The 26,958-nt window shown below is 61.1% G+C and carries 27 protein-coding genes; 11 read left to right on the plus strand and 16 right to left on the minus strand.

Annotation, left to right across the window (positions count from 1 at the left end; all coding sequences use genetic code 11):
• Positions 1 to 101: 101 nt before the first annotated feature.
• The 5 genes from DEJ54_RS11590 to DEJ54_RS11610 form a co-directional block, all read right to left on the minus strand.
• The gene (locus DEJ54_RS11590) at positions 102 to 1,361 is read right to left on the minus strand and encodes a cyclopropane-fatty-acyl-phospholipid synthase family protein (protein ID WP_113154703.1); all 1,260 of its coding nucleotides are present in this window, start codon (positions 1,359 to 1,361) and stop codon (positions 102 to 104) included.
• 267 nt (positions 1,362 to 1,628) lie between these two features.
• On the minus strand, positions 1,629 to 2,252 hold the full coding sequence (gene rplI / locus DEJ54_RS11595; RefSeq protein WP_113154704.1) for a 50S ribosomal protein L9: 624 nt from the start codon (positions 2,250 to 2,252) through the stop codon (positions 1,629 to 1,631).
• 203 nt (positions 2,253 to 2,455) lie between these two features.
• The gene (gene rpsR, locus DEJ54_RS11600) at positions 2,456 to 2,704 is read right to left on the minus strand and encodes a 30S ribosomal protein S18 (RefSeq protein WP_002963610.1); all 249 of its coding nucleotides are present in this window, start codon (positions 2,702 to 2,704) and stop codon (positions 2,456 to 2,458) included.
• Positions 2,704 to 3,135: a 30S ribosomal protein S6 gene (gene rpsF / locus DEJ54_RS11605; protein ID WP_113154705.1), complete on the minus strand. Its 432-nt coding sequence runs from the start codon at positions 3,133 to 3,135 to the stop codon at positions 2,704 to 2,706. The genes rpsR and rpsF overlap by 1 nt, the downstream gene beginning before the upstream one ends.
• A 247-nt stretch (positions 3,136 to 3,382) precedes the next feature.
• Positions 3,383 to 4,021, minus strand: coding sequence for a hypothetical protein (locus tag DEJ54_RS11610; protein ID WP_113154706.1), 639 nt, complete (start codon positions 4,019 to 4,021; stop codon positions 3,383 to 3,385).
• Between the two features lie 109 nt (positions 4,022 to 4,130).
• Here DEJ54_RS11610 and DEJ54_RS11615 point away from each other — a divergent pair, with 109 nt between their 5' ends.
• Complete coding sequence (locus DEJ54_RS11615) at positions 4,131 to 4,799, plus strand: YafY family protein (protein WP_113154707.1); 669 nt, start codon at positions 4,131 to 4,133, stop codon at positions 4,797 to 4,799.
• A 3-nt stretch (positions 4,800 to 4,802) separates the two neighbouring features.
• Here DEJ54_RS11615 and DEJ54_RS11620 read toward each other — a convergent pair whose 3' ends face one another.
• From DEJ54_RS11620 to DEJ54_RS11630, 3 genes are all read right to left on the minus strand, one after another.
• Positions 4,803 to 5,564, minus strand: coding sequence for an ABC transporter permease (locus tag DEJ54_RS11620; protein ID WP_113154708.1), 762 nt, complete (start codon positions 5,562 to 5,564; stop codon positions 4,803 to 4,805).
• Positions 5,561 to 6,490: an ABC transporter ATP-binding protein gene (locus DEJ54_RS11625; RefSeq protein WP_113154709.1), complete on the minus strand. Its 930-nt coding sequence runs from the start codon at positions 6,488 to 6,490 to the stop codon at positions 5,561 to 5,563. Before DEJ54_RS11625 ends, DEJ54_RS11620 begins: the two co-directional genes overlap by 4 nt.
• A 146-nt stretch (positions 6,491 to 6,636) precedes the next feature.
• Positions 6,637 to 6,909 carry a hypothetical protein gene (locus tag DEJ54_RS11630; protein ID WP_113154710.1) on the minus strand — a complete coding sequence of 91 codons (273 nt, stop codon included), beginning with the start codon at positions 6,907 to 6,909 and terminating at the stop codon, positions 6,637 to 6,639.
• Positions 6,910 to 7,089: 180 nt separating this feature from the next.
• Here DEJ54_RS11630 and fabD point away from each other — a divergent pair, with 180 nt between their 5' ends.
• The 8 genes from fabD to gmk all read left to right on the plus strand — a co-directional run bounded on the left by fabD (position 7,090) and on the right by gmk (position 14,127).
• Positions 7,090 to 8,031: an ACP S-malonyltransferase gene (gene fabD / locus DEJ54_RS11635; protein ID WP_113154711.1), complete on the plus strand. Its 942-nt coding sequence runs from the start codon at positions 7,090 to 7,092 to the stop codon at positions 8,029 to 8,031.
• Between the two features lie 65 nt (positions 8,032 to 8,096).
• The gene (gene fabG, locus DEJ54_RS11640; RefSeq protein WP_113156239.1) at positions 8,097 to 8,834 is read left to right on the plus strand and encodes a 3-oxoacyl-[acyl-carrier-protein] reductase; all 738 of its coding nucleotides are present in this window, start codon (positions 8,097 to 8,099) and stop codon (positions 8,832 to 8,834) included.
• A 22-nt stretch (positions 8,835 to 8,856) separates the two neighbouring features.
• Complete coding sequence (locus tag DEJ54_RS11645) at positions 8,857 to 9,447, plus strand: GNAT family N-acetyltransferase (RefSeq protein WP_113154712.1); 591 nt, start codon at positions 8,857 to 8,859, stop codon at positions 9,445 to 9,447.
• Between the two features lie 197 nt (positions 9,448 to 9,644).
• On the plus strand, positions 9,645 to 9,881 hold the full coding sequence (locus tag DEJ54_RS11650) for an acyl carrier protein (protein WP_113154713.1): 237 nt from the start codon (positions 9,645 to 9,647) through the stop codon (positions 9,879 to 9,881).
• Positions 9,882 to 9,932: 51 nt separating this feature from the next.
• Positions 9,933 to 11,189, plus strand: a complete 1,257-nt coding sequence (gene fabF, locus DEJ54_RS11655; protein WP_113154714.1) for a beta-ketoacyl-ACP synthase II — start codon at positions 9,933 to 9,935, stop codon at positions 11,187 to 11,189.
• A gap of 191 nt (positions 11,190 to 11,380) precedes the next feature.
• Positions 11,381 to 12,538, plus strand: coding sequence for an endolytic transglycosylase MltG (gene mltG / locus DEJ54_RS11660; protein WP_113154715.1), 1,158 nt, complete (start codon positions 11,381 to 11,383; stop codon positions 12,536 to 12,538).
• Positions 12,539 to 12,567: 29 nt separating this feature from the next.
• Positions 12,568 to 13,458: a YicC/YloC family endoribonuclease gene (locus DEJ54_RS11665; RefSeq protein WP_113154716.1), complete on the plus strand. Its 891-nt coding sequence runs from the start codon at positions 12,568 to 12,570 to the stop codon at positions 13,456 to 13,458.
• A gap of 3 nt (positions 13,459 to 13,461) precedes the next feature.
• Entirely contained in the window at positions 13,462 to 14,127 is a 666-nt protein-coding gene (gmk, locus tag DEJ54_RS11670) for a guanylate kinase (protein WP_113154717.1), read from the plus strand.
• 54 nt (positions 14,128 to 14,181) lie between these two features.
• On the opposite strand, the gene rsmA is transcribed toward gmk, so the two are convergent.
• From rsmA to lptF, 6 genes are all read right to left on the minus strand, one after another.
• The gene (rsmA, locus tag DEJ54_RS11675; RefSeq protein ID WP_113154718.1) at positions 14,182 to 15,027 is read right to left on the minus strand and encodes a 16S rRNA (adenine(1518)-N(6)/adenine(1519)-N(6))-dimethyltransferase RsmA; all 846 of its coding nucleotides are present in this window, start codon (positions 15,025 to 15,027) and stop codon (positions 14,182 to 14,184) included.
• Entirely contained in the window at positions 15,024 to 16,034 is a 1,011-nt protein-coding gene (gene pdxA, locus DEJ54_RS11680) for a 4-hydroxythreonine-4-phosphate dehydrogenase PdxA (protein ID WP_113154719.1), read from the minus strand. Before pdxA ends, rsmA begins: the two co-directional genes overlap by 4 nt.
• A 67-nt stretch (positions 16,035 to 16,101) precedes the next feature.
• Positions 16,102 to 17,037 carry a SurA N-terminal domain-containing protein gene (locus tag DEJ54_RS11685; RefSeq protein ID WP_113154720.1) on the minus strand — a complete coding sequence of 312 codons (936 nt, stop codon included), beginning with the start codon at positions 17,035 to 17,037 and terminating at the stop codon, positions 16,102 to 16,104.
• 183 nt (positions 17,038 to 17,220) lie between these two features.
• Positions 17,221 to 19,590 (minus strand): LPS-assembly protein LptD, encoded by a 2,370-nt coding sequence (locus DEJ54_RS11690; RefSeq protein ID WP_245447520.1) that lies wholly within the window; start codon positions 19,588 to 19,590, stop codon positions 17,221 to 17,223.
• A gap of 26 nt (positions 19,591 to 19,616) precedes the next feature.
• A complete protein-coding gene (gene lptG, locus DEJ54_RS11695) occupies positions 19,617 to 20,702 on the minus strand; it encodes an LPS export ABC transporter permease LptG (protein WP_113154722.1) in 1,086 nt (361 codons plus the stop codon).
• On the minus strand, positions 20,699 to 21,904 hold the full coding sequence (lptF, locus tag DEJ54_RS11700) for an LPS export ABC transporter permease LptF (RefSeq protein ID WP_113154723.1): 1,206 nt from the start codon (positions 21,902 to 21,904) through the stop codon (positions 20,699 to 20,701). The genes lptG and lptF overlap by 4 nt, the downstream gene beginning before the upstream one ends.
• A 330-nt stretch (positions 21,905 to 22,234) precedes the next feature.
• Here lptF and DEJ54_RS11705 point away from each other — a divergent pair, with 330 nt between their 5' ends.
• Positions 22,235 to 23,725 carry a leucyl aminopeptidase gene (locus DEJ54_RS11705; protein WP_113154724.1) on the plus strand — a complete coding sequence of 497 codons (1,491 nt, stop codon included), beginning with the start codon at positions 22,235 to 22,237 and terminating at the stop codon, positions 23,723 to 23,725.
• A 4-nt stretch (positions 23,726 to 23,729) separates the two neighbouring features.
• Positions 23,730 to 24,176 carry a DNA polymerase III subunit chi gene (locus tag DEJ54_RS11710; protein ID WP_113154725.1) on the plus strand — a complete coding sequence of 149 codons (447 nt, stop codon included), beginning with the start codon at positions 23,730 to 23,732 and terminating at the stop codon, positions 24,174 to 24,176.
• 82 nt (positions 24,177 to 24,258) lie between these two features.
• On the opposite strand, the gene DEJ54_RS11715 is transcribed toward DEJ54_RS11710, so the two are convergent.
• Both DEJ54_RS11715 and DEJ54_RS11720 read right to left on the minus strand, forming a co-directional pair.
• Positions 24,259 to 24,957: an HAD family hydrolase gene (locus tag DEJ54_RS11715; protein WP_204360799.1), complete on the minus strand. Its 699-nt coding sequence runs from the start codon at positions 24,955 to 24,957 to the stop codon at positions 24,259 to 24,261.
• Positions 24,954 to 26,831, minus strand: coding sequence for an ABC-F family ATP-binding cassette domain-containing protein (locus DEJ54_RS11720; RefSeq protein WP_113154726.1), 1,878 nt, complete (start codon positions 26,829 to 26,831; stop codon positions 24,954 to 24,956). The genes DEJ54_RS11715 and DEJ54_RS11720 overlap by 4 nt, the downstream gene beginning before the upstream one ends.
• Positions 26,832 to 26,958 lie beyond the last annotated feature (127 nt).

A 26,958-nucleotide genomic window follows, 5' to 3' on the forward strand; every position in this document is an offset into this window, starting at 1 on the left:
GCCAGCCGCGACATGAAAACCACAGCGTCCAGAAATGCCATCCATATTAGATGATTCGCTTGACAGCCACGCATCTATCTTTGGGACGGGAGAGGCGCTTTTTACTCCGCTGCCTGCTTGAATTTTCCGGGCCGCTTGCCATTGGGGTTCGCAAGCCGCTTCTCCGTCTCCCCGATATAGTCGCGGGTCACCGGCAGCGTTTCCCGTTTTTTGGTCAGCTGGATCTGGAACACCACCATCTCCTGCCACCGGAATGAGGCCTCCGAGCCTGCCAGGTAGAATTCCCACATGCGCGCGAAGCGCTCGTCATAAATCTCCACCGCCCTGGCGCGGTTCTTCTGAAAACGCTCCTGCCAGTGCTTCAGCGTATCCGCATAGTGGATGCGCAGGATCTCCACATCGGTCACGATCAGCCCCGACTTCTCGATCGGGGGGAGCATTTCCGACAGGGCGGGGATGTAGCCGCCCGGGAAGATGTATTTGCGGATGAAGGCATTGGTGATCGAAGGGCCGGTCGAGCGGCCAATCGTGTGCAGAAGCATCACGCCATCATCGGCCAGAAGCCGCGCACACTGGTCGAAATAGGTGCGGTAATGGTTGATGCCCACATGTTCGAACATGCCGACCGAGACAATCCGGTCGAACGGACCCGTCAGCGAGCGATAATCGACGATCTCGAACCGGGCCTTGTCTGAAAGCCCCGCTTCTTGTGCGCGCGCGCTCGAAACCCGGTGCTGTTCTTCTGAAAGCGTCACGCCAAGGAGCTGCGCGTCGAACTGGCGGGCAATGTCGAGCCCGAGACCGCCCCAGCCGGACCCGATGTCCAGAACCCTGTGGCCGGGCTGTAGCGCGAGCTTCGCCATGATGTGGCGCTTCTTGGCGCGCTGCGCCTCTTCCAGGGAAACGTCCGGCGTCTCGAAATAGGCGCAGGAATACTGCATGTCCTCGTCGAGGAAGAGGCGGTAGAGCTCTTCGGAAAGATCGTAGTGTCGCCGCACATTGCGCCGGGAGCGCGTCTGTGTGTTGAATTGATGCAGACGCCGCAACGGGTAGCGAAGCAGCTCGCCCAGCCTGAGCAGAAAAGGCTGGGTCTGCGTCTCATCCATATTGGTGTAGACTATTTGCAGAAAGGTCAGGATATCGCCTTCGACGATATCCACGTCGCCTTCCATGTATCGCTCCGGCACGGCAAGCATGGGGTCGAGCGCCATGGCGCGCTCTGCCGCCGCTGTGCGAATAACGATATGGACGGGACACCCTGTCCCGTCACCGAAGACATGCGTTTTGCCGGCCGCGTCGGTGATTGAAAGCGTGCCTTTGCGGACCAGGCGAAAAACGAATTTCTCAAGCAACCAGTTCATCGCAACACCCCCAAAAGTCTCGGGAGGGTGTGATTATGAAACAATTTTATGAGGATTGAAAAGGGCCAGACCTCATCCTGTCTTTAGCCAGATGATTATTCCTGCCGTCTGTTGACATGAAGCATTCGATTGAGACGAAGCCGACTGATCCCGCAGCATTCGCCGCGAAACAGGCGCTCTGAAACCGGCAAGCAGTCCATCACCGCTTGCAGGCAATAAAAAAGCCGGGCGTTTCCGCCCGGCTTCAGACTGACGAGACGCGTTGACTTACGCGTTCTCTTCTTCGTCGCCTTCGGCTGCTTCTGCGCCGGCTTCCGAAGCTTCATCATCGTACTCGGCTTCCGGATCGAAGAACTCGTCCGGGCGCGCGGTGTCGTTGATGTCGTCGCCGTAAATGGCTTCAGCGGAATCGAGCGTCTCGCCGCGTGCCTGGCGCTCTGCCTCGTCGCTCGAGCGAGCGATGTTCAGCGTCACGGTTGCCTCGACCTCTGCATGCAGGGCGATTGCGACGTTGACCAGGCCGATCGTCTTGATCGGGTGGTTGAGCTCAACCTGGCTGCGGCCGATCTTGAAGCCTTCTTCGGCCAGGAACTCGACGATGTCGCGGGCAGCAACAGAACCGTAAAGCTGACCGGTCTCGGCTGCGGAGCGCACGACCACGAAGGACTTGCCGTCGAGCTGCTCTGCAACGCTCTCGGCTTCCTTCTTCTGCTCGAGGTTGCGGGCTTCGAGCTCAACGCGCTGACCTTCGAACTTCTTGCGGTTGGCAGCGTTGGCGCGCAGAGCCTTGCCGCGCGGCAGCAGGAAGTTGCGTGCGTAACCGTCTTTGACCTTTACCTCGTCGCCCATCTGGCCGAGCTTGGCAATGCGTTCAAGGAGAATGACGTCCATCGTTTCTGTCCTTCTTCATCGGCTTTTGAAGCCGGCAAACAAATCAGGGCAGGTCAGAAACGGAAAATGCCGGTCTGTGCGGCATCAGGGTCGCTGTCCTGCCGGTGGCAGTTAGGGGCAAAGGCCCCAACTCGGGATTTGAAAGAACTCTTCCGCGCCCGCCGCGGAGAGTGGGCGGGCGGATAAACCGCCCGCGCCGAAACTTACTTCACCACGTAGGGGAGAAGGCCCAGGAAACGAGCGCGCTTGATGGCCTTGGCCAGCTCGCGCTGCTTCTTCTGGCTCACCGCGGTGATGCGGGAGGGGACGATCTTGCCGCGCTCGGAAATGTAGCGCTGCAGGAGCTTTACGTCCTTGTAATCGATCTTCGGAGCGTTGGCGCCGGAGAACGGGCAGGTCTTGCGACGACGATGGAACGGGCGCCGCGTCGGGATCTGGTTGATATCGACCATTATTCGGAGCCTTCCTTCTTGTTGTCGCGGTCAAACTCGCGACGGGGACCACGGTCGTCACGGCGCGGGCCGCGCGGGCCACGGTCGTCACGACGCGGGCCACGGTCATCACGGCGCTGCATCATTGCGGACGGGCCTTCCTCGTGTGCTTCGACGCGAACGGTCATGAAGCGGAGGATGTCTTCCGACAGACCCATCTGGCGCTCGACTTCCTTCACGGCTGCGGCCGGGGAATCGATGTCCATGAGCGTGAAATAAGCCTTGCGGTTCTTCTTGATCCGGTAGGCGAGGGACTTCTGTCCCCAGTTCTCGACCCGACCGACGGAGCCGCCACCAGCCTCGATGATGCCCTTGAACTGTTCTACAAGAGCGTCAACCTGCTGCGGCGAGAGATCCTGCCGGGCAAGGAACACGTGTTCGTAAAGTGCCATTGTCTTGCCTTTCTTCCTTTTGTGTCACACCGGATCCCAGCGGCTAAAGCCTCAGCGACACCTCTTTGCGGGCAAGCCCGACGAAGAAAGGCGCTTGGACGAGACGGTCGAGAGCGGAGACACGGGAGGCGGAAGGACTTGCCTTCACAACGCACGCACAGGCGCACGGCCCTCCGTTCAGCCCCCAGCTGAAACCGGCAGACCGCGCGCTTATACAGGTTCTGGGCAAAGATGCAAGGCGATTGCCTCAGGCGAGCACATACCAGAAATCGAGGTCCAGACTGGCCGGATCGCACAGGTCCAGAAGCGGCTGGCAGACCGGGTGCCCGACATAGCCATCGCACAGACGCTTTGTCTTTCCAAGTGAGCGGCCGAAGGTCACTTCGCAGAAGCGATTCTCTCCGCCGTGTCCGATGAAGTGCAGCCGTGTGTTGTCGGACCGGTCGAGATATTCGGTTTCGATCCGTTCCGAGATGGCGAGCAGATCTCTTTCGCCCGCATCCGTGCCCTGGGCAATCTCGAATGTCCCGAACTCAACGCAGGAAAAGTCGCTCGGCGGCGCGGTGACAGGCTTTAGAACGCGGTTGCGCGAAAGCCGGATTGTTCCGGGTGTCAGAAGCTCCATCAGCGCCCCGCTGCTCGGTGCATCCGCGTATGTAGCTCCCATCGCATCGAAGCTCTGGTCATCGCGGGCGAAGATGATGTCGGCAAAGCCGCCTTTCAGATTGCCCAGAAAGGCATGAAAGAGAATGCCTTCCATGGGGCGCAGAAATGTTTCCTGCCAGGTGAGCGCCCTGTCGATCAGGCGTTCGGTCTCCACGTCCTCGCGTTTCTCGTAACGGGCAAAGCCCATCACGCTCAAAGGGCCATCGGGTTTTCTCAACATGGATCGTCTTCCTTTCATACGCGCCAGCCAGCTCCGGTCGGGCTTGCCGGGCCTGTTGCGGAGACGTAGTTACGGTACTGGATTGACAATTTCTGTCAGGGGCGAGCGAATGCGCGCATCACGTCTTTTCGGGCTTCTGGAGCAGCTGCGGATGCACCGTCAGCCGGTGAGCGCCGCCGTGCTTGCCGAAACGCTGGGTGTTTCGGTGCGCACGATCTACCGCGATATCGCGACGCTTCAGTCCATGGGCGCGCCGATCCGGGGTGAGGGTGGTGTCGGTTATCAGATCGAGCGTGGCTATTTTCTGCCGCCTCTGCATTTCGATGCCGATGAGCTGGATGCGATCACGCTCGGCATGCAGCTGATTTCGGCGCGCGGTGACAGTGATATCAAGAAGGCTGCCGCGCGGGTGGCGGCGAAAGTCGACGCGATTGCGCCGGGCGGTGCGAATGGGCGGGTGCGTCAGGGCGACATGATCGCCTATTCGAAGGCGTCGGAGGCACAGCGCCATCTGGCGGCGCTGCGCAGGGCCGTGCGGGAGCGCAGGCGTCTGGAAATCGTCTATCTCGACCTCAAGGACCAGCAGAGCACCCGTCGGGTCCGCCCGCTGGGGCTGACCGCTTTCGACCAGGTCTGGCTATTGACGGCATGGTGCGACGAGCGTGACGATTTCCGCAATTTTCGCGTAGACCGGCTGGCGACCGTGACCGAAACCGGAGCGCGCTTTGCACCGCAGGCGGGCAGGGAATTCAGGGATTACCTGAAGACCCTGCGTTAGCCGTCAGGTCTTCAGGCGGTAGCCGGTTCTGAAGATCCACCAGATCGCGCCGAGGCATATGGCCAGGAAGAACGAGATCATGCCGATGCTCACGCCGATTCCCACATCCGAGGTCTCGTAGAAGCTCCAGCGGAAGCCGCTGATGAGATAGAGAACCGGGTTGGCGAGCGTCACCTTCTGCCAGAATTCCGGCAGCATCTGGATCGAGTAGAACGAGCCACCCAGAAACACGAGCGGCGTGATCACCAGCAGCGGAATGAGCTGCAGTTTCTCGAAATTGTCGGCCCAGATGCCGATGATGAAGCCGAACAGGCTGAAAGTCACCGCCGTCATCACCAGAAAGAAGAGCATCCAGAAGGGGTGCCTGATCTCGATGGGCACGAAGAGATGCGCCGTGGCCAGAATGATCAGGCCCAAAATGATCGATTTGGTGGCCGCAGCCCCCACATAGCCGAGCACGATCTCGAAGAACGAAATCGGCGCCGACAGAACCTCATAGATCGTGCCGATGAATTTGGGGAAATAGATGCCGAAGGACGCGTTGGAGATCGAGTTCTGCAACAGGGTGAGCATCATCAGGCCCGGAACGATGAACGCGCCATACTGCACGCCGTCGATCTCCTCGATGCGCGAGCCGATGGCCGCGCCGAAGACGATGAAATAGAGAGAGGTGGAGAGCACCGGCGAGATCACGCTTTGCAGAAGCGTGCGCTTCATGCGCGCCATCTCGAAGAGATAAATGGATTTGACGGCTTCGAAGTTCACTGCTTTTCCTCCACCACCAGGCTCACGAAGATGTCTTCAAGCGAGCGCTGCTGTGTATCGAGATCCTTGACGATGATGTCGGCTTCGCCCAGCGCCGAGAGAAGCGTGGCGATGCCTGTCCGGTTTGCCTGCGTGTCATAGGAATAGATGATCTGCTGGCCGTCGTCGGTCAGCTTCAGATCAAAATGGGAGAGCGTCTCGGGCAGGCTCTCGAGCGGCTTTTGCAGATCGAGCGTCAGTTGCTTCTGGCCGAGCTTGCGCATCAGTTCGGCCTTGTCCTCGACCAGAAGAAGCTCACCCTTCCGGATGACGCCCACCCGGTCGGCGATTTCTTCCGCCTCCTCGATGTAATGCGTGGTCAGAATGATGGTGACGCCCGTGTCGCGCAGGCGTTTGACCAGCCGCCACATATCCTTGCGCAGCTCCACATCGACGCCGGCAGTCGGTTCGTCCAGGAAGAGGATGCGCGGCTCATGGGCCAGAGCCTTGGCGATCATGACGCGCCGCTTCATGCCGCCCGAAAGCGCGATGATCTGGCTATCCTTCTTTTCATAGAGCGAGAGGTCGCGCAAAATCTGCTCTACCAGAGCCGGGTTCGGCTTCTTGCCGAACAGGCCGCGGCTGTAGCTCACCGTGGCCCACACCGTCTCGAAGGTTTCGGTGTGCAGTTCCTGCGGCACGAGGCCGATCAGCTTTCGCGCCTCGCGGTACTGGCTGACAATGTCACTGCCTTCCACCGTCACCGTGCCGGTCGAGGCTCTCACAAGGCCGCAGATGATGGAGATCATCGTTGTCTTACCGGCGCCATTGGGGCCGAGCAGGGCGAGGATTTCACCGCGTTCGATGTCGAGATCGACCGATTTGAGCGCGGTGACGCCGCCTTTGTAGGTCTTGGATAGATTCTTTATGGAAAGGGCTGTCGTCATGGAAGCGCGTCCGTGAGATCGGAAAAGGGGAGCCGCGCAGATATAGGCAATAAGCCGTCATCATGCCAGCGGACCGCCATGCCCGCTGACAAACCCTGACATCGTCCGGATGGAAAGGTGAGGGGCGAACGCTCCTCAGGACAGACCTAATTGTTTTCCGGGTCCGTCTCCGCCTCAAAGGCGAGCTGTCCGCAGCGCACCATTGCATAAAGCGTCGGCAGGCCGACGATCACTGCAAGCACGATTTCTCCGACCGAGTTGAGGTGGAGAAGACCGGAAAGTCCCCACACGCCCGCAGCTGATGCCACGGCCACTTCGGTGGACACAAAAAGCGTCACCGAAACAAAGCCAAGCATCTGGAGACGTGTGACCTTGCGCGCCGGCGTCTTCACCTGCGGCTGTTCAGTTTCAAAAGACATGTCTGAAAATACCCCTGCACGCCACCGGAATTGGGGCGGAGCCCGGCAACTACTCTCCTCAATTATGGAGTTTTCATGTCAGGGCAGGTGCAAGACCCGAAATGCCCAAAAAGCTTGACGCGCCAGTTGTGTTGCGTCACCAGATGCGCCCGATAACGATGTTATTTTGGAGATTTGGCGATGGGCATCGCTTTCACCTTTCCGGGACAGGGCAGCCAGGCTGTCGGCATGGGACGCGATCTGGCGGATGCGTTTCCGGAAGCACGGGATGTGTTCCACGAGGTCGACGACGCGCTGGAGCAGAAGCTTTCCAGCATCATGTGGGAAGGCCCCGAGGATGAGCTGACGCTCACGGCCAATGCACAGCCGGCGCTGATGGCGGTTTCCATTGCCGCAATGCGTGTCATGGAAAAGGGCGGTCTGTCGCTGAAGGACAAGGTGTCCTGCGTGGCCGGTCATTCGCTCGGCGAATATTCTGCGCTCTGCGCTGCCGGCATGTTCTCGCTGGCCGATACGGCGCGCCTCCTGCGCATTCGCGGCAACGCCATGCAAGCAGCCGTTCCGGTTGGCGAGGGTGCGATGGCGGCGATCATCGGCCTTGAGGCAGCAGACGTCGAAGAGATCTGCAAGGCGGCCGCCGGGAGCGGCGTATGCCAGATCGCCAATGACAATGGCGGCGGACAGCTGGTGATTTCCGGGGCAAAGGCGGCTGTTGAGCAGGCAGCGGCATTTGCCACGGAGAAGGGCGCGAAGCGCGCGATCATGCTGCCGGTGTCCGCACCGTTCCACTCCGCGCTCATGAAGCCGGCCGCAGACGCCATGCGCGAAGCACTGGCCGATGTGAAGAAAAACGCGCCGATCGTGCCTGTCGTGGCCAATGTCACGGTTTCGCCGCTGAGCGATCCCGAAGAGATTGCCGAGCGGCTGGTCGAGCAGGTGACGGGCCGCGTGCGCTGGCGCGAAACGGTTGGCTGGTTCGGCGAGAATGGCGTCGACACGCTTTACGAGATCGGTTCGGGCAAGGTCCTGTCAGGGCTGGCGCGCCGCATCAACCGCGATCTCAAGGCGGTTCCGGTCAACACGCCGGCCGATATCGAAACGGCAATGGCTGCGCTCGTCTGAGCTGCAGCGCCACGATGGGCAATCATGTCCAAACAATGAATCAGGTGACTGAAAAGGACAACGTCATGTTTGATCTGAGCGGCCGCAAGGCACTGGTGACGGGCGCCACCGGCGGCATTGGCGAGGCGATTGCGCGCATTCTGCATGCGCAGGGCGCTATTGTCGGCCTGCATGGCACGCGCGTCGAGAAGCTTGAGGCGCTCGCCGCCGATCTGGGCGACCGCGTAAAGCTTCTGCCGGCGAACCTGTCGGATCGCAGTGAAGTCAAGCAGTTGGCCGAGAAGGCGGAATCTGAACTCGAAGGCGTCGACATTCTGGTCAACAATGCGGGCATCACCCGCGACGGCCTGTTCGTGCGCATGAGCGACGACGACTGGGATTCGGTCCTCGAGATCAATCTCGGCTCGGTCTTCCGTCTGACCCGCGAGCTGACGCACCCGATGATGCGCCGCCGATTCGGCCGCATCATCAACATCACCTCCGTGGTGGGCGTCACCGGCAATCCCGGCCAGGCGAATTACTGCGCCTCCAAGGCGGGTCTGATCGGCTTTTCCAAGTCGCTGGCGCAGGAAATCGCCAGCCGCTCGATCACGGTCAACTGCGTTGCTCCGGGCTTCATCGAATCGGCCATGACCGACAAGCTCAACGACAAGCAGCGTGACGCCATCATGGGTGCTATTCCGATGAAGCGCATGGGCAATGGTGCGGAAGTCGCATCGGCTGTCGCCTATCTCGCATCCAACGAGGCTTCCTACGTGACAGGCCAGACCGTGCACGTGAATGGCGGCATGGCAATGATCTGATCGGTTCACACCGGTCGACACGATGAGCGGGCTCGAAACAAGACGCTTTGTTCTGCGGGATTTCGAGCCCGCCGATGTGGCCGCCCTTGCGGCCTATCAGGCGGATCCGCGTTTCGTTTCCACACGCCGCAAGGCCGGACAGGCCGCAGGCGATCCGGCAGAGCTTGTTGCGCTCTTTCGCCAGTGGGCAGCGGAGAATCCGCGCAAAAACCACCAGTTTGCAGTGATCTGTCGTAAAACCGGCCGCCTTGTCGGCTGTGCGGGGCTGCGCGCGGCGAATTGTCCACAGGACAGTGGCGAACTCGGAATCGAACTCTCTCCCGACCTCTGGGGACGTTATGGCAGCGCTGCCGAGATCGCAGGCGCATTGCTCGATTTCGGCTTCTCAGAGCTCGGCCTGGTGGAAATATTCGGCGACACCACTGCTGAAAATCATCAGGCGGCCCGGCTCGCCTCGTTTCTGGGCGCACAGCCGGAAACCGTCGAAGCAGCCGCAAAGCAAGGTGAGGAAAGCGGTTCGGCGCCTGTCCGATGGTGGTTCTCGCACAAGGCATGGCGGGCACGGGATGGATCGCGTCCGGGGGCTCGTCCAAAGTGGATGTCGGGTGATTAACGCTTGGCTCGCGCAGTTAAATCGTGATATGCGCCCGCCGAAAGCCGTTCCACGAGCCGCGCGTAACCCGTGTATCGAGGACGGAATAACGAAGGCTTCGCGCTGGCCATGTCAGCGGGTTAGTCGTCATTTAGCTTGATTAGCGGCAATCGTGCGGCTAACGAAGATCGGAAATTCAGAAAGTCGAGGGTTCTCTCATGAGCGATACTGCAGAACGCGTTAAGAAAATCGTTGTCGAGCATCTGGGCGTCGAAGGCGACAAGGTGAACGAAGGCGCAAGCTTCATTGATGATCTTGGCGCAGACAGCCTCGACACCGTCGAGCTGGTCATGGCCTTTGAAGAAGAGTTCGGCGTTGAAATCCCGGACGACGCTGCCGAGACGATCCTCACCGTCGGCGACGCAGTGAAGTACATCGACAAGGCGACCGCCTAACGCCTCCGGCGTTATCGCTACAAAAACGTAGTCAAGGCGGATATTCAGCATATGAGACGTGTTGTCGTCACCGGTATGGGGCTTCTTTCACCGTTCGGCCTCGGTGTTGAACATGGGTGGAAGAGCCTGCTTTCGGGCAAGAGTGCGGCCAGCCGCATCGACAGTTTTGAGGTCGATGATCTGCCGTGCAAGATCGCCAATACGATCCCGCGTGAAGGCGAAGGGGCGTTCAACCCCGACGCCTTTCTGGAACCCCGCGAGCAGCGCAAGATCGGTGAGTTCATCACCTACGGCATTGCTGCGGCAGACCAGGCGCTGGAAGATTCCGGCTGGAAGCCGGAAACCGAAGACGACAGATACGCCACCGGCGTTCTGATCGGTTCGGGTATCGGCGGCATCGAAGGCATTGCTGAAAACGCCTTGACGCTGGAGCAGCGCGGTCCGCGCCGCATCAGCCCCTTCTTCATCCCCGGCAACATCATCAACATGGTGTCCGGCCAGGTGTCCATTCGACACGGATTGAAGGGGCCGAACCATGCGGTCGTGACCGCTTGCTCCACCGGCGCGCACGCCATTGGCGATGCTGCGCGCCTCATCATGCTTGGTGACGCCGACGTCATGCTTGCGGGTGGTGCGGAAGCACCGATCACCCGTCTGTCGATCGCCGGCTTCTCCGCATGCAAGGCTCTCTCCACCAGCTTCAACGATACGCCGGAAATTGCTTCCAGGCCCTATGACCGCGACCGCGACGGTTTCGTCATGGGCGAGGGCGCAGGCGTGCTCGTGCTGGAAGAGCTGGAGCATGCAAAGGCGCGTGGCGCCAAGATTTACGCCGAAGTGGTTGGCTATGGCCTGACGGGCGACGCCTATCACATCACGGCGCCGGCGGAAGACGGTGACGGTGCCTATCGCTGCATGAAGACAGCGTTGAAGCGCGCCGGCATGACACCTGCCGATCTGGACTACATCAACGCACATGGCACTTCGACCATGGCGGACACCATCGAGCTTGGAGCCGTGGAGCGCCTTCTGGGCGACGCTGCAGGCGATGTCTCGATGTCGTCCACCAAGTCGGCCATCGGCCATCTGCTTGGTGCCGCGGGTGCAGCAGAAGCGATCTTCTCGGTTCTGGCCATTCGCGACAACATCGTGCCGCCGACCATCAATCTGGACAATCCACAGGTTGAAACGGCCATCGATCTGGTGCCCAACAAGCCGCGTGAACGTCAGGTTGACGTAGCGCTCTCCAACTCCTTTGGCTTTGGCGGCACCAACGCGTCTCTCGTATTCAAGCGTTATGAGGCCTGAACGTTTCCGATAGCGGGCTTGCAGTTTTGCCATTTTCGCAATTCATTCTGTTCTGAACGAATCGAAATGGCGCGCGGCAAGCTCCGGTGACGCAATTTTCGAAACTTGCGTAAACGTTCATAACGCGAACACAGAATAGGACAGGACCGGCGGCAATTGGCGCCGTTCTGAAAGGGAGCGGTCCAAGAAGCATGACAGGGACTTCCGGCGATAATTCCAGCGGCTATGGCCGCCAGCCAGACGAAGAGCGCGGCCGTACGTTCAAACCGGCCAGCCAGACATTACGACCGGAGGCGGGAACCCCGCCGCCGAAGCGCTCCAGGCGCGCGCGCAGCCAGTTCGTGGTGTTCTTCAACTTCGTCTTCTCTTCCATCGTCTTTCTGGTGGTTCTGGCCGGCTTTGCCTTTTATTTCGGCAAGCGCGAATTCCATCAGCCCGGCCCGTCAAGCACGGCCGAGACCGTTCTCATCAAACCGAACACCGGTGTGAACCAGATCGCCAGCCTGCTCGAGCGCGAGGGCGTGATCAGCGATGCGCGCATCTTCTCCATCGGTGTGCGCGCCTATGGCGCCGATTCCGAGCTCAAGGCAGGTGAGTACGCCATCGACGCCCGCGCTTCGATGCATGACGTCATGGAGCTTCTGAAGAGCGGCAAGAGCGTTCTTTACTCGCTCACCATCCCGGAAGGGCGGACCGTCGTCGAGGTGTTCCAGCGTATTCAGGATACCCCGGAACTCTCCGGCAAGCTGCCGGATGAGATGCCGCCGGAAGGCAGTCTTGCAGCCGACACGCTGCGCTTTACGCGCGGCATGGACCGCACGGCGGTCGTCGAGAAGCTCCTTGAGGATCAGCGCGAGCTGGTCGACAGCATCTGGGAGCGCCGCGACGAGGGACTTCCGGTCAAGGACAAGAACGAGTTCGTAACGCTGGCCTCCATCGTGGAGAAGGAAACCGGCATTGCCGACGAGCGCCCGCGCGTTGCAGCCGTCTTCATCAACCGTCTGAACAAGGGCATGCGTCTGCAGTCGGATCCGACCATCATCTATGGTCTGTTTGGCGGCCAGGGCAAACCGGCCGATCGCCCGATCTACCGGTCCGACATCGACAAGAAGACGCCTTACAACACCTATCAGATCGACGGGCTTCCGCCCACACCGATCGCCAATCCGGGCCGTGCGGCGCTTGAGGCCGTGGCAAACCCGTCGCAGACCGACGAACTTTACTTCGTCGCGGACGGTACGGGCGGCCACGCCTTTGCCAAGACGCTCAAAGAGCACAATGAGAACGTCGCACGCTGGCGCAAGCTGGAGCGCGAGCGCCAGACGGAAGACGAGGCCGGCTCCAACTGAGCCGGACCGTCGCGCGAAGAGGGGGACGCATGAGCAGGCTTCAAAGCATGACGGGCTTTGCCCGTGCTTCGCGCGACCATGATGCCGGTGGCATCGCCTGGGAGCTGAAATCGGTAAACGGGCGCAGCCTTGAAACCCGCTTTCGCCTCCCTCCCGGTTTTGAACGGATCGAGCAGGGCGCGCGTCAGCGTCTGCAGAAGCGCTTTTCGCGCGGCAATGTGCAGGCTTCGCTGAATTTTACGCAGAATGGCGCTCTGCGCCGCCCGGTTGTCGATGAAGAGTTCCTGAAAGAGGTCGCAGAACTGGCCGGTCGCCTGCACGAGCAGTTCGGCGCTGCTCCTGCAACGGCAGACGGGCTGCTGGGCCTGCGCGGTGTGCTCGACTATGCCGATCCCGTGGCGGATGAAGAGGTTCGCGCCTCGCTCGATGAAACCATTCTGTCGACCTTCGATGAGGCGCTTGTCAGCCTTGAGAATGCGCGGCGGGATGAGGGTGCGGCTCTCGAACGCATCCTGCTTGATCAGGTGGCGCGCATCGAGACGTTGACCGATCAGGTCGAAAATGATTCCTCCCGCTCGCCCGAGGCCATACGCCAGCGTCTGAGCGAGCAGGTCGCCCGCCTCATGGATGCGACCACCGGCTTCGATGAAGCCCGCCTCCACGCCGAGGCCGCCATCCTTGCAGGCAAGGCGGATATCCGTGAAGAGATCGACCGTTTGCGCGCACATATCGCATCGGCCCGGGCTCTGATCGCCTCCGGCGGCCCCATAGGTCGAAAGCTTGACTTCCTCGGTCAGGAGTTCAACCGCGAATCCAACACGCTTTGCTCAAAGTCCAACGCGACAACCGTCACGGCCATCGGCCTTGAATTAAAGGCCGTCGTCGATCAGTTCCGCGAGCAGGTCCAAAATCTGGAGTAGACCATGTCCTCGCAGACGTCTCCTGCCGTTTCGACCGAAGTCGCGCGCCGCGGCCTTATGCTCGTCCTGTCTTCACCTTCGGGTGCAGGCAAGTCGACCATCGCACGCACGCTTCTGGCCGAGGTGAAGGGGTTTGAGCTTTCGGTAAGCGTTACCACGCGCCCCCGCCGCGCCAGCGAAATTGAAGGGGTGCACTACCACTTCAAGACGCAGCGCGAATTCGAAATCATGCGCGACAATGACGAATTGCTGGAATGGGCCGAGGTTCACGGCAATTTCTACGGTACCCCCCGCGCGCCTGTCGAAAAGGCGCTGACCGAGGGCCGCGACATGCTGTTCGACATCGATTGGCAGGGCGCGGAGCAGCTGCGCGAGAAAATGCGTGGGGATGTGGTCTCCATCTTCATCCTGCCGCCCAGCATGAAGGAGCTGCTTGGCCGTCTCACGCGGCGCGCCGAGGATACGCCCGAGATCATCCAGACGCGTCTGAAGAATGCGCGGACGGAAATCGAGAAATGGCTGGATTACGATTATGTCGTGATCAATGAAGAGCTCGATCACGCCTTTTCGTCGGTGCGCTCCATCGTAGAGGCAGAGCGCCTGCGGCGCGACCGCCGCCCCGGCCTGTTCGATTTCGTTTCGGGCCTGCTCAGCGAGGACGGCAACTGAGCTTCATTTGCATTTCATGGTCGGGCTGCCTTACCCGACCATCTGCAAAATCCGTCAGGATGAACCGCTCTGGGAAGCGTTGGCCAGCGCCACGAATTCGGCCACTGAGAGCGTTTCCGCACGTCGCGTCGCATCGATCCCTGCGCGCGCCAGAAGCGCTTCACCACCCAGCGATTTGACGCTCTGGCGCAGCATCTTGCGGCGCTGGCCAAAGGCTGCTTCCGTGATCTTCGCCAGCCTTTTGGGCTCGACCGCCAGCGGCTCGGCGCGCGGCACGATATGCACCACGGACGACGTCACTTTCGGCGGGGGCGTAAAGGCCTGTGGAGGCAGGTCAAAGGCGATCTTGGAGACGGTGCGCCAGCCGGCCAGAACGCCAAGCCGACCATAGGCCTTGTCGCCGGGTTCGGCGACGATGCGCTGGGCCACCTCGCGCTGGAACATCAGCGTCATCGAGGCGTAGAAGGGCGGCCATGCGTCGGGCGTCAGCCAGCGTACGAAAAGCTCCGTTCCGATATTGTAGGGCAGGTTGGCGACAATCCGCACCTTGCCGTGCGCCTCCGGGGCGAGGGCTGCGAAGTCCGTTTCCATGGCGTCACCATTCACCACGTCGAGCCGGCCCGGATAGTGCGCAGCGATCTCCGCCAGCGCATCGAGACAGCGCTCGTCACGTTCGATGGCGATTACGCGTTCTGCGCCGGCCATCAGCAGGGCGCGCGTCAGACCGCCCGGTCCGGGGCCGACCTCAATCACCGTCGCGCCTTCAAGATCGCCCGCAGCCCGGGCGACCTTGGCCGTCAGGTTCAGATCCAGAAGAAAGTTCTGGCCGAGCGATTTCTTGGCGGCGAGGCCATGCCTGGCGATGACCTCTCTGAGTGGTGGCAGGCCATCGGCCGTCATTTTATGGTGTCCGTATTGTCTGAGAGCTGGCGCGCAAGCCTGATCGCCGCAATCAGGCTGTCGGGCCGCGCAATGCCGCGTCCGGCAATGTCGAATGCCGTGCCATGATCCGGCGATGTGCGGATGAAGGGAAGGCCGAGCGTGACGTTCACCGTCTCGTCAAAGGCAATGGTCTTCACGGGGATCAGCGCCTGATCGTGATACATGCAAAGTGCGGCGTCATAGCCAGCGCGGGCGCGGGCGTGAAACATCGTGTCGGCGGGCAGGGGACCGAATGCGTTGATCCCGTCTTCCTGAAGCGCGTGGATCGCCGGCGCGATGACGTCACGGTCTTCCGTGCCCATGGCCCCGCCTTCGCCGGCATGCGGGTTGAGCCCGGCAATGGCAAGGCGCGGTTCCGCGATGCCGAAGCGCTGACGCAGCTCCCGATGCGTGATCCGCGCGATCTCTTCCACCAGCGCCTGCGTCAGGGTTTCAGGAACCCCTGCCAGCGCCTGATGAACGGTCACCGGAACGGTCCGCAGATCGGGGCCTGCAAGCATCATGACAGGCGTGGCCGGCCTTCCGGTCAGCTCCTCCGCCAGATGGCCCAGAAACTCCGTGTGGCCCGGAAAACGAAAGCCTGCATCATAGAGTGGCTTCTTGGCGATGGGCGCGGTGACCACGGCCGCCGCACGGCTTTCCACCGTATCCGTCACGGCGCGTGATATGGCCTCGATGACACCCGCCGCATTCACCGTCTCGGGCTGGCCTGCGCTGTCGGTCAAACGGTTTTCGAGCGGTGCGACCGGCAGCCGATTGTCAAAAGCGCTCTCCGCGGCCTCGGGCTCAGCCTCGCACAGCGGTACGTCGAGCCCCAGATGGCGCGCGCGTGCGGCCAGAAGGGCAGGGTCGCCGAGAACATAGAAGGGCGACAGCTTATCCTGGTCGCGCCGAAGCCAGGCCTGAAGAATGACCTCCGGGCCGATTCCGGATGGATCGCCAATGCTGAGCGCGAGCGGGCGCAAGAGCCACCTCGTTGGATCTAGGGTCGAAGAAAGATGAGCCCGGCAAGGCCGGGCTCATGAAGAACAATCAGCGCTTGGTGATGCGCGCGTTCTTGCGCAGCTCGGCGAGATATTCCTGCGAGGCCTTTTCCATGTCCTCGCCGCCCGAGCCTTCACTCTGGAACATCATCTGAGCGACACGGTCGTCGGAAACTTCGCGCGTGCTGCAAACGCCGATGAACTCGACACCGCGCTCTGTCGTGCGCACGCCGGTGGCGTTTCCGGGAGACGTCTTCTTGATCTGGTCTTTCCAGTCGCCCGGCAGCTCCGGTTCAAGAATACGGCCAAGGTCACGCACGGTCACGTCGATCAGCCCCTTGGCGAACTCACGGGTCGAATCGCAGCCCCGGAAGCGGCCACGCAGCGCCTGTGCCTCGCGCTGGCGCTTGCCAAGTAACTTCGAGCGCTCGGCAGACGGAACGACGAAGATGACCTGCTGAAGCATGTATTCGGTCGCGCTCGGTTTGTTGCCACCCTGCTGAAGCATCTTGGCGACAACATCCTGCTCGCTCATGCCGCCGGAAGAGCTGTTGCGCGCCTGCATGACGCGGCTCCAGCCGATCTGCGAACGGATGAAATCCTTGAAGTGCGCTGCCGTCACGCCCGACTGCGCCATCACCTGGTTCAACTGGCTGGTGGTCATCCGGTTTCCGCTGGCGAAGCGCTGATAGGCCTGATCCACCATCTCTTTGGGGATGTTGATGTTGCGCCGCTGCATTTCCTGCAGCTTGAGCGTCTGCTCGATCATCTGATCGGTGGCTTTCTGGCGCAGATTGCCACCCTCGCGCTGCAGTCGCAGAAATGCGACGCGCCGGTCGATATCGTAGCTGGTCACCGGAAGATTGTTGACCACATAGCGAATTTCGGTCGCCATGGCACTGGTACCGCCGAGAATGGGCATTGCCGTCGCCACGGCCAACGTCAACACGCTCGCGCGCACAATACGCCTGCAATTGCTAAACATCGTCACATTTCTCACTTTTGCACCCCGCAATTGCGTCTGGGATAACAGCAAATGCACTGGAGCTACAGTCCCTTGGACCGTTTTATCCGCCAGCCTGGGGCAAAATCATGACTTTAGGGGAGGTCATGTCCAAATGAGGCCGGAAGCGAAGCTCCCGGCCTGCCTGTTCAAAGGCTCACAGCCTCAGAAGCTCGAACCGAAGTCGCCGCTGCTGGTGCCGAAGTCGCCGATGGTGCGCAGCGACACGCGGAAGCCGAACGAATGGTCGGTTTCCTTGGTCACGCGGTTTTCGCTGCGCGAATAGGTCATCGAATAGATGAAGCACTCATCGCCATACGAGAACCCGTAGTCGTTCTTGACGACCGTCTCGCTCTCGATGTCGTAAGTGCCCGAAGCAAAACCGCTCCAGTTCTCGTCGAACTTGATCCTCGCGACGCCCGTCACTTCCTGTCGGTCGGTTTCAAACCCGTATAGTGGCTGGGCCTCGATATAGGCGTACTGCAACGAACCGGTTACCGCGCCAACGGTGGCGGCGGTCTTCAGGTCGGTACGGCGTACGTCGAAGGTCTCCTCGTCGAACCGTGCACCGGCGGAGAATGCAAAGCCGCCCGGGCTGGCGAAACCGATCATGCCGACAAAGTCGGAGACGTCCGTCTCAAGGCCGGAATAGGCGCCGACATTGACCAGATCAGGAGCCGCATAGGGGTTCGCGCCGGCAATCTGGTAGGACTGACCGAAGAGGCCCTGAGCCGTCCAGCCATTGGCGAAACTGCCGGAGTAGCGGATGCCGACATTGGCGCGCGTACCACCCTCAATGCGGTCATAGCCGGAGAACTTGTCACGCTCGAACAGCGTTGTCGCGTCGAACACGAGCGACTGCGCGTCTTCGTTCGGAATGCCGAGCTTGTCCTGATAGGGGGCGTCGGGCCGGACGAAGATCTGCGCCACGGGTTCCAGCACGTGGCTGGCGCTCGTGGTCGAGAAAAGGATCGGCCAGCGCGCTTCCAGACCTGCCGTCGCCATGTAGCGATAGTAGGATGAGCGCATATCGCTGCCGACCGGGGTGCCATTCAGCTCGAAGCTGGTGATGCCATTGACCGTGGTGGCGTCGTAATCGGTGTAGATCGCGTCGCCACGGGCCTGCAGAAGCGGGGTCACGACGAGACCGCCCGACGTGACGAAAGAGCGCTTCCACTCGGCTTCGGCCGTCATGCGGCTGGCAAGCCCATCCACACCGTCGATACGCTCATACGCCGATGGCATCCCGGAAACAGTGCGCCCACTCAACTGATCCCGATAGATGTTCTGAACATTGATATCGAGATTGAGTTCGCCGCCACCCACCGACATGTCCGGTGTATAGGAATAGTCAAAGGTCGGCAGAACCCAGGGCTGCTGATCGTCACGCGATCTCGGTGACGAGTCCAGAACGTCTTCCTGAATGTCGAAATGGTAGGCGCGCAGGTCGAAGAAGTTCCGGTCATCAAGGCCGGTCAGATAAAGCTGGGATGTCTGAACCGTGTCCGAGAACCCGCCGATGCCATAGGTGCGCGAGAAGTTCTTGTCGGTCTGCGCAAGCACGTCCCAGCCGAAGGTCCAGCGCGGATTGACGCGGAACTGGCCTTTGGAGCCGATCATGCCGCGGCCGTCTTCGCTGCCATTGACCGTGTTCGGGCGCCAGGCCTCGGGGTCCTGCTGCTTGATGCCGGCAATCTTGACGCTGTACTGGCCGTTGTCGAAACGCTGACGCCACTCGGCTTCGCCAAGGAAGCCCTGATTCGTATAGTAGGTGCCTGTTACCGTAAGGTCATACGTAGGCGAGAGCGCAAGGTAGTAGGGAACGCTGACGCCGAAGCCGAGCTCGTCATTGTATGAAGCGCTCGGAATCAGGAAGCCCGTTTTGCGCTTCACCGTCGGGTCCGCCACCTCGAGATAGGGGAGGTAGGCAATCGGCATGCCGAAGAATTCGAATCGCGAACGCTCAAAACGAACTGTCTTGGATTCACCGTTCCAGATGATCTTCTGTGCCTTGATCTGCCAGATCGGCGGTTTGCCGGGTTTGTCGCGGCAGGGTTCGCACGCGGTGTAGACACCATTGTTGAAGGTGGTCAGCCGACCGCCTGAGCGTTCAGCGCTCTCGGCAGCGAAATAGGTCTTGTCGACAGTCTCGACGCGCAGCGCATTGACGAAGCCGTCGCGGAAGTCATCCGTGACGTCGATCTCGTCTGCATAGATCTTGTTGCCGTCTTTCTCGATGATCTGCACACGGCCGCGCGCAACAACGCGGGACGTTGCCCGGTCATAGACGACCCGGTCTGCAACGAGATTGTTTCCGGCATATTCGATCTGCACACCGCCGGCGGCAGTGATCGTGCTCTGATCGTTGTCGTAAATGAGATTGTCCGCCGTCAGCAGCATCTGTGCGTCTTGCGGAAGGTCCGATACGTCCAGCCCGCCGGTCTGCGCCAGGGCAGTGCCCTGCGGAAGCAATGCATAGGTGCACAAGGTCGCCAACGCGGTCGCGCCCATCAAATGCGCTAACCGTGCGGACATGCCGGCTCTGTTTGCCGAAACCCCCACTAACCGTCCTCCTTGTACAATAGGAAAGTCACCCCATAGAACATCGCCACGACCACAGGCGTCCAGGCAGCTACAACCGGAGGTACAACTCCGGCGCTACCGAACGCCTTGACCAGGACCGAAACCACATAAAGCAGAAAGCCGGCGAGGATTCCACCCAGAATCACCGTTGCTGACTGTCCCATTCGCGTAAATCTCATGGATACCGTAGCGGCAATCAGCGTCATGGCGACGAGCAGGAGGGGTAATACTACAAGTGAATGAAAATGCGTGGCAAAGGCGTTTGCCTTGAGCCCGAAGGAGCGCGCGACTTCGATCTTTCCAGGCAGTGCATAGATGGATGTCGCTTCAGGGCGCGCAAGCTGCTCGCCAACGAATTCTGGCTGGAGATTCGTTTCGATCTGCAGCGTTGCGATACGTTCTGCCGCAGCGGTACCGCGGCGACGTGACACGTCCTGCAATTCCCAGAAACCATCGCGCAGAAATGCGCGTTCGGCGTCGAGTCGCTCATAGATGCGTCCATCGGCATCGATTCGGAAGAAAGTCGGGCGAATCAGGGTCTGCCCGCCGCTGAGGACAGAGGTGGAACCGATGATGGTTTCCTCATTGCCCGTACGCTGTTTGAGCCACTGTTCGGCTTCGGAATTGGTTGTGCTCTTTGCCCCGCGCACCTCGGCCTCGACAAGCTGCGCCTGGGCAAAGCCGTTGGCTGCCAGCGGGTTCAGCGCAGCAACGGCGATCACGCCGAAAACGAAGGAGCCGAATGCGATGGGCGTGAGGAACTGCCAGGCTGAAACGCCCGCCGCACGCGCCACCACAAGCTCATACTTGCGGTTGAGACTGATGAGCGTGGCCATGGCCGCAATCAGACCGATGAAGGGGATTGCCTGCAGAAGGATGATCGGTGTCTGCAGCGCGGCCAGCGAAAAGGCCCATTGCGGCGTGTAGCCCGGCAATCCCGCCGAGCGGCTCGAAACCTCGGCAAAGGTCACGATGAAGATCAGAAGACCGATGCCGAAAAAGTTCCAGGCTGCAATCGAGGCGTAGCGGCGGAAGAAATAGCCGCCAAGTGTCAGGCCGATCATCCGCGACCTCCTTCGGGCGAGCGCTTGCTGGCCAGCTTGATGCGAAGGCGGGTCATTGCCTCGGTCAGTTTCTGTGTCCGTGCGTTGAGCTTCTCAACCCAGTGTGTCGGCAGTTCCATCACACGATTTGTGAAGATGAAGAACGCGCATACGCCAATCATCAAAAGCGGGGCGGCATAGAGCACGAAGGAGAAAACGCGCGAGCTTTCGGCCTCGGTGCCCGAATAGAACCCGACCCACCGCACAAGCAGCGCGATCACCATCGTGGTCACCATCGGGTGCAGCCTGGCTTCGCGGAAGGAGCGCGCATCGCCGGCCACGGCCAGTCCGATCATGGCGAAGACCAGCGGGTAGAGCCATTCGGAGAAGCGCATGTGAAGTTCCGCCCGGAAGATCTGTGGCGACTTCTTGTAGAACTGGTCGTCCGGGTCGGGATTTAGGAGGAAGGCGAGGGAACGGTCCTTGGGGTGCAGGGTGGGTTCACCGCCGCCGCTGCTGGAAAACTGCGAGAGGTCGAAGGCGTAGGAATCAAAGCGGATCGTCGAGACGTCGCCATTCGCCGACTGCCGCTGCACCATGCCGTCCTGCATGACCAGAATGGAGCCACCATCGCGTTCAACGGCAGCACCTGTGCGCGCATGATAAATGAGCTTGGTGTTCTCTTCGCGCGAATCGGCGACGAAAATTCCGCCCAGAAGACCGTTGGGAAGGCGTTCCGAGACCTGAACGAAGAGACCGTCATCCACTTTCTGGAAGCTGCCTTCCTGAAGAACCGTGGTGATCAGGTCGGCGCGGGCATTGGCAAGCAGCGTGCGAAAGGCCTGGCGGGACGCGGGCTCAACCGTGTTGTTGATCAGGAAGGATGCAACGCTGGCGCCGATGGCGATGATCAGGATCGGCCGGATGATGGTGGCGCGCGGCGCGCCCGACGCATTGATGACCACCAGTTCCGAATCGGAATTCATGGTGGCGAGCGTCTGCGCCACGGCAATACCGAGCGCAAAGGGGATCACGATGGGAATAACGGCAGGCAGGACAAGGGCGGCGACCATGAAGAACGTGCCGGCCGACTGGCCGCTATCGGTCACAAGGTCGATGCGGTTCAGGACCTGGGTGGTCCACACCAGCGCGAGCACCCACAGCAACGCGGCTGCGAACAGCGCGAAGGTACGGCGCATGATGTAAAGTTCGATTACCCGCATGGAAATCGACAATCCGTTTTGTTGGAACAGCCCTCAACCGGCGCGCGCGAACCTAACGGCCCGCTTCCACGTGCACAATGCTCAACTGCCGGCTTTGAAGGGCGGCCCACCATTTCTTGTCCCAAGGGTGACAGTGGGCGGGATTGGTTAGAAAAAGCGAAACAAACGCAGTTAACAGATTGCTTACTGCCCAATAGCCGCACCGCAATCAATGATTGCGCGCGCGAAAAAACAGAATGCGCCTCGGCACAGCCCTTGCCAATCTTCATAAAACCTCCAAGATCGCCGGCATCTCTCAAAACGAGAAATCACGCAAATCTGGGAATTATCATGACCGACAGACCGAGCGTCTCTTTCGCCAAGTTCGCAATGCCCGAAAAGGGCACCGCCATTGTCCTGGCTTCGCAGGGTGGCGGACTGGGAGACAATGCGAAGGCCTGCGATCCGGAAGGCGTTCTGGCGCGCGCCTTCGAGGTGTCCGGCTTTTCCGGGAAACTGGCAAAGAGCGTTGAGGTTCTGGCGCCGGCCGGCTCGCAGCTTGACCGGTTGACCGCGATCGGCGCAGGCAAGACGGACGAACTCGGCGAGGAAAGCTGGGTGAAGATCGGGGGTGCCGCCCTTGCCGCCGCGAAATCTGCCGATGCTGTCAGCGTTGTCGCCGATCTCGACGGGGCCGAGGTCAGCGCCGAGGATGCCGCCAATATCGCGCTCGGCATGCTGCTGCGCACCTACAGTTTTGACAAATACAAGACGAAGAGCCGCGAGAACGGCAACGACAAGCCATCGAAGAAGCTCAAGATCACCATTCAGTGCGCTGACCCGTCCGCCGCCAAGAAGGCGTTCGTGCGGGCAGAGGCCGTGGCGAACGGCGTTCTTGTCGCCCGCGATCTCGTCAATGAGCCCGCCAATGTGCTGGGACCGGTCGAGTTCGCAGCGAAGGCCAAGGAACTCGAAAAGCTCGGCGCAAAGGTCGAAATCCTTACCGAAAAAGAGATGAAAAAACTCGGCATGGGCTCGCTGCTCGGTGTTGCGCAGGGTTCGGTGCGTCCGCCGCGTCTGGCGGTCATCGAGTGGAACGGCGGCAAGTCCAAGGACAAGCCGGTCGCCTTCATCGGCAAAGGCGTCGTCTTCGATACGGGCGGCATTTCCATCAAGCCGGCAGGCGGTATGGAAGAGATGAAGGGCGACATGGGCGGTGCGGCTGCCGTTGTCGGCGTCATGCATGCGCTGGCCGCCCGCAAGGCGAAGGTCAACGCTATCGGCATGATCGGCCTCGTGGAAAACATGCCCGACGGCAATGCCCAGCGCCCCGGCGACATCGTCACCTCCATGTCCGGTCAGAGCATCGAGGTCATCAACACGGACGCGGAAGGCCGTCTCGTGCTCGCGGATGTGCTCTGGTACTGCAATGACCGCTACAAGCCGCAGTTCATGATCGATCTCGCCACGCTGACGGGCGCGATCATGGTGGCGCTCGGTCATCACCGCGCGGGTCTCTTCAGCAATGACGACACGCTGGCCGAACGTCTCTCCGCCGCCGGCGAGACGACGGGCGAGAAGGTGTGGCGCATGCCGCTCGGCGAGGAATACGACAAGCTGATCGATTCGAAGAATGCCGACATGAAGAACTCGTCCGGCCGCATGGCCGGCTCGATCACGGCCGCCCAGTTCCTCCAGCGTTTCGTCAAGGACGGCGCATGGGCGCATCTGGATATCGCCGGAACCGCCATGGGCGCGCCGCTCAGCGAGATCAACCGTTCCTGGGGCTCGGGCTACGGCGTGCGTCTGCTCGACCGCCTCGTGGCCGACAGCTACGAATAGGTCGATGGACGTTCTCTTCTATCACCTCACCGAATCGACGCTGGAGGAGGCGCTGCCTCCTCTGGTGGAGAAAAGCCTCGAGAGGGGATGGAGGGTGGCCATCCAGACCGGAAGCCGGGAGCGCTGCGAGGCGCTCGACAACTGGCTTTGGACATGGCGCGAGGAGGCCTTTCTCGCCCATGGCACGGATCGGGATGAGCATCCCGAACACCAGCCGGTGCTTCTGACCGATGTGTCGGCGAACCCAAACGATGCGCAGATCCGCTTTTTCGTGGATGGCGCGGATCCGGGCGCGGTGGATGGTTATGAACGTGCGGTTCTCATGTTCGATGGCCATGATTCCGATCAGCTCAACGCCGCGCGTCAGCACTGGAAGGCGCTGAAATCGGCAGGCCACGCGGTCACTTACTGGCAGCAGGGGCCGGATCGGCGCTGGCAGAAGAAGGCCTGAGGCCTTCCGTCTATTTGCCGAACCAATACAAAAAGGGCTGCCTCGCGCAGCCCTTTTTCTGTTTCAGTATGTTCAGCTGAAACTAAATGATCTCCGCGAGCAATTCTTCCAGTTCGCCCAGATGCGCGATCTCGCGAAAGCGCGGCGCGTCTTCCGGCGCTTCCGCATGCTCGTGCGACCAGGTGAGGTCATGCGGCACGAAAACACCCCACGAACCGGCCTCAATGGCCGGAATCACATCGGACTTCAGCGAATTGCCGATCATCATCGCGTGTTCGGGGCCATCGCCATGGGCCGCAAAAACCCGCTCATAGGTCGTGCGTGATTTGTCGCTGACGATCTCGACCGCGTCGAACCAGTCGCCGAGACCCGAAGCCGCCAGCTTGCGCTCCTGATCGAAGAGGTCGCCCTTGGTGATCAGCACCAGCCGGTGCCGACCGACAAGCCGCTCCAGCGCCTCGCGGGCATGGGGCAGGGTCTCGACCGGGTGGTCGAGCATCTCGCGCCCGGCGTCGAGAATGTTTTGAATGGTCGCCGCCGGCACGCGGCCCCCGGTCACCTCGATCGCGGTTTCGATCATCGACAGGGTGAAGCCCTTGATGCCAAAACCATACTTTCCGAGATTGCGCTTCTCGGCATCGAGAAGCCGCTCCGTCAGATGATCGGGATCGGCAAAGTCGCCAAGCAGTTCGGCGAAGCGCGCTTCGGTCATGCGGAAGAAGCGCTCATTCTGCCAGAGCGTGTCATCCGCATCAAAGCCGATGGTAAGCGCGCGCGTCACGAGGCCATTTCCTCCTCATATTCGGTGGAAAGCGTCAGCCAGCGATCTTCATGCTTTGAAAGCATGTCGGCAAGGTCCGAACGCTCCTTGGCGAGCGAAGAGACCTTTTCCGGTTCCTTGTCGTAGAGGCTTGTATCGGCAAGCCGCGCCTCAATGGCTTCGATCCGCTTGCGCGTTCGGTCGATCAGTCCCTCGGTCGCCTTGATCTCCTTGGACAAGGGCTCGAGAGCGGCACGCTTGCGCGCAGCTTCCTTGCGCTTGTCGGCCTTGGAGGCCTTGTCGCTTTCCCGCTTTTCCCGGTTCCGGCTCGCGCCTCCGGTCATCTGGCTGCGGTAATCGTCCATGTCGCCGTCAAAAGGCGAGACGGTGCCGCCGCCGACGATCCACAGCCGGTCGGCCGTGGCCTCGATCAGGTGCCGGTCATGGCTGATGAGGATCACCGCGCCCTCGAACATGTTCAGCGCCTCGACCAGCGCTTCACGGCTGTCGATGTCCAGATGGTTGGTCGGTTCGTCGAGGATGAGCAGGTGCGGGGCCTCGAATGTGGCAAGCCCCATCAGAAGCCGCGCCTTCTCGCCACCCGAAAGGTCGCGCGCCGGCGTCGACATCTTTTCCGTCGTCAGGCCGAACTGCGCGACCCGCGCCCGCACCTTCGCCTCCGGTGCATCCGGCATCAGTCGGCGCAGATGCTGATAGGCGTCTTCATCGGGACGCAGATCGTCGAGCTGGTGCTGCGCGAAGATCGAAACCTTCAGCCCCGGCGCGACGGTCTTGGTGCCCTTTTCGAGCGTGAGCCGGTCGGCGATCAGTTTGGCGAAGGTCGATTTGCCGTTGCCGTTGGAGCCGAGAAGCGCGATCCGGTCGTCATTGTCGATGCGCAGCGTGAGCCCGCGCAGAACGGGTTTGCCGGGCGTGTAGCCGACCGTTCCGCCATCGAGGGCGATGATCGGGGAGGCGACGGCCTTCTCCGGATTGGGAAAACGGAAGGGCAACACCGTCTCGTTCAGCACGGCGGCCATGGGCGACATGCGCTCCAGCGCCTTCAGGCGCGACTGCGCCTGGCGCGCTTTCGACGCCTTGTAGCGGAAGCGGTCGACAAAGGCCTGCATGTGCTTGCGCTGGGCGTCCTGCTTGACGCGCATCTTCTCCTGCAGCTCCGCCTTCTCGGCATACTGCTTGGCGAACTGGTCGTAGCCGCCGCGCCAGAAGGTGAGCTTCTTGTGTTCCAGATGCACGATGGACGAGACCGCCCGGTTGAGCAGGTCGCGATCATGGCTGATGAGGAGCACGGTATGCGGATAGCGCGAGAGATAGTTCTCGAGCCACAGCGTGCCTTCCAGATCCAGATAGTTGGTCGGTTCGTCGAGCAGCAGAAGATCGGGCTGGGTGAAGAGAACCGCAGCCAGCGCCACGCGCATGCGCCAGCCGCCGGAAAACGACGAGGCCGGGCGCTTCTGCGCTTCGGCGTCGAAACCCAGGCCGGAAAGGATCGCGGCTGCCCGCGCTTCCGCCGAGTGGGCGTCGATATCGGTCAGCCGGGTCTGGATCTCGGCGATGCGATGCGCGTCGGTTGCCGTCTGTGCCTCGGCCAGAAGTGCTTCGCGTTCGGTGTCTGCACGCAGAACGATGTCGATCAGCGGCTCTTCCGTCCCCGGCGCTTCCTGCGCAACCTGGCCGATGCGCATGCCCCTGGGCAGGCTGATCGTGCCGGACTCGGAGGCAAGGTCTCCGGTGATGGCGCGGAAAAGGGTCGTCTTGCCGGTGCCATTGCGGCCGACAATGCCCGCCTTGGTGCCAGCGGGGAGGGAGAGCGATGCCTGGTCGATCAGAAGGCGGCCGGCAATGCGCAGCGAAAGGTTTGAAATCGTCAACATGACGGCGTTTTGACGGTTCGCCGTCGGGCTGGCAAGGCGTCACTTTCAAAGCGGCTGACTTGACGCAACAGAACCGCACCAGTGTTGCCAAAAGCAGACAGGTGTGGCCCATGGAATTTGGACCGCA

It is taken from the genome of Nitratireductor sp. OM-1, assembly GCF_003296175.1.
Lineage (GTDB): Bacteria > Pseudomonadota > Alphaproteobacteria > Rhizobiales > Rhizobiaceae > Nitratireductor > Nitratireductor aquimarinus.

Coding starts and splice junctions, on each gene's coding strand:
- DEJ54_RS11590 (WP_113154703.1), bottom strand. CDS start 1,361: ATGAACTGGTTGCTTGAGAAATTCGTTTTTCGCCTGGTCCGCAAAGGC.
- rplI (WP_113154704.1), bottom strand. CDS start 2,252: ATGGACGTCATTCTCCTTGAACGCATTGCCAAGCTCGGCCAGATGGGC.
- rpsR (WP_002963610.1), bottom strand. CDS start 2,704: ATGGTCGATATCAACCAGATCCCGACGCGGCGCCCGTTCCATCGTCGT.
- rpsF (WP_113154705.1), bottom strand. CDS start 3,135: ATGGCACTTTACGAACACGTGTTCCTTGCCCGGCAGGATCTCTCGCCG.
- DEJ54_RS11610 (WP_113154706.1), bottom strand. CDS start 4,021: ATGTTGAGAAAACCCGATGGCCCTTTGAGCGTGATGGGCTTTGCCCGT.
- DEJ54_RS11615 (WP_113154707.1), top strand. CDS start 4,131: ATGCGCGCATCACGTCTTTTCGGGCTTCTGGAGCAGCTGCGGATGCAC.
- DEJ54_RS11625 (WP_113154709.1), bottom strand. CDS start 6,490: ATGACGACAGCCCTTTCCATAAAGAATCTATCCAAGACCTACAAAGGC.
- DEJ54_RS11630 (WP_113154710.1), bottom strand. CDS start 6,909: ATGTCTTTTGAAACTGAACAGCCGCAGGTGAAGACGCCGGCGCGCAAG.
- fabD (WP_113154711.1), top strand. CDS start 7,090: ATGGGCATCGCTTTCACCTTTCCGGGACAGGGCAGCCAGGCTGTCGGC.
- fabG (WP_113156239.1), top strand. CDS start 8,097: ATGTTTGATCTGAGCGGCCGCAAGGCACTGGTGACGGGCGCCACCGGC.
- DEJ54_RS11645 (WP_113154712.1), top strand. CDS start 8,857: ATGAGCGGGCTCGAAACAAGACGCTTTGTTCTGCGGGATTTCGAGCCC.
- DEJ54_RS11650 (WP_113154713.1), top strand. CDS start 9,645: ATGAGCGATACTGCAGAACGCGTTAAGAAAATCGTTGTCGAGCATCTG.
- fabF (WP_113154714.1), top strand. CDS start 9,933: ATGAGACGTGTTGTCGTCACCGGTATGGGGCTTCTTTCACCGTTCGGC.
- mltG (WP_113154715.1), top strand. CDS start 11,381: ATGACAGGGACTTCCGGCGATAATTCCAGCGGCTATGGCCGCCAGCCA.
- DEJ54_RS11665 (WP_113154716.1), top strand. CDS start 12,568: ATGAGCAGGCTTCAAAGCATGACGGGCTTTGCCCGTGCTTCGCGCGAC.
- gmk (WP_113154717.1), top strand. CDS start 13,462: ATGTCCTCGCAGACGTCTCCTGCCGTTTCGACCGAAGTCGCGCGCCGC.
- rsmA (WP_113154718.1), bottom strand. CDS start 15,027: ATGACGGCCGATGGCCTGCCACCACTCAGAGAGGTCATCGCCAGGCAT.
- DEJ54_RS11685 (WP_113154720.1), bottom strand. CDS start 17,037: ATGTTTAGCAATTGCAGGCGTATTGTGCGCGCGAGCGTGTTGACGTTG.
- DEJ54_RS11690 (WP_245447520.1), bottom strand. CDS start 19,590: ATGTCCGCACGGTTAGCGCATTTGATGGGCGCGACCGCGTTGGCGACC.
- lptG (WP_113154722.1), bottom strand. CDS start 20,702: ATGATCGGCCTGACACTTGGCGGCTATTTCTTCCGCCGCTACGCCTCG.
- lptF (WP_113154723.1), bottom strand. CDS start 21,904: ATGCGGGTAATCGAACTTTACATCATGCGCCGTACCTTCGCGCTGTTC.
- DEJ54_RS11705 (WP_113154724.1), top strand. CDS start 22,235: ATGACCGACAGACCGAGCGTCTCTTTCGCCAAGTTCGCAATGCCCGAA.
- DEJ54_RS11710 (WP_113154725.1), top strand. CDS start 23,730: ATGGACGTTCTCTTCTATCACCTCACCGAATCGACGCTGGAGGAGGCG.
- DEJ54_RS11720 (WP_113154726.1), bottom strand. CDS start 26,831: ATGTTGACGATTTCAAACCTTTCGCTGCGCATTGCCGGCCGCCTTCTG.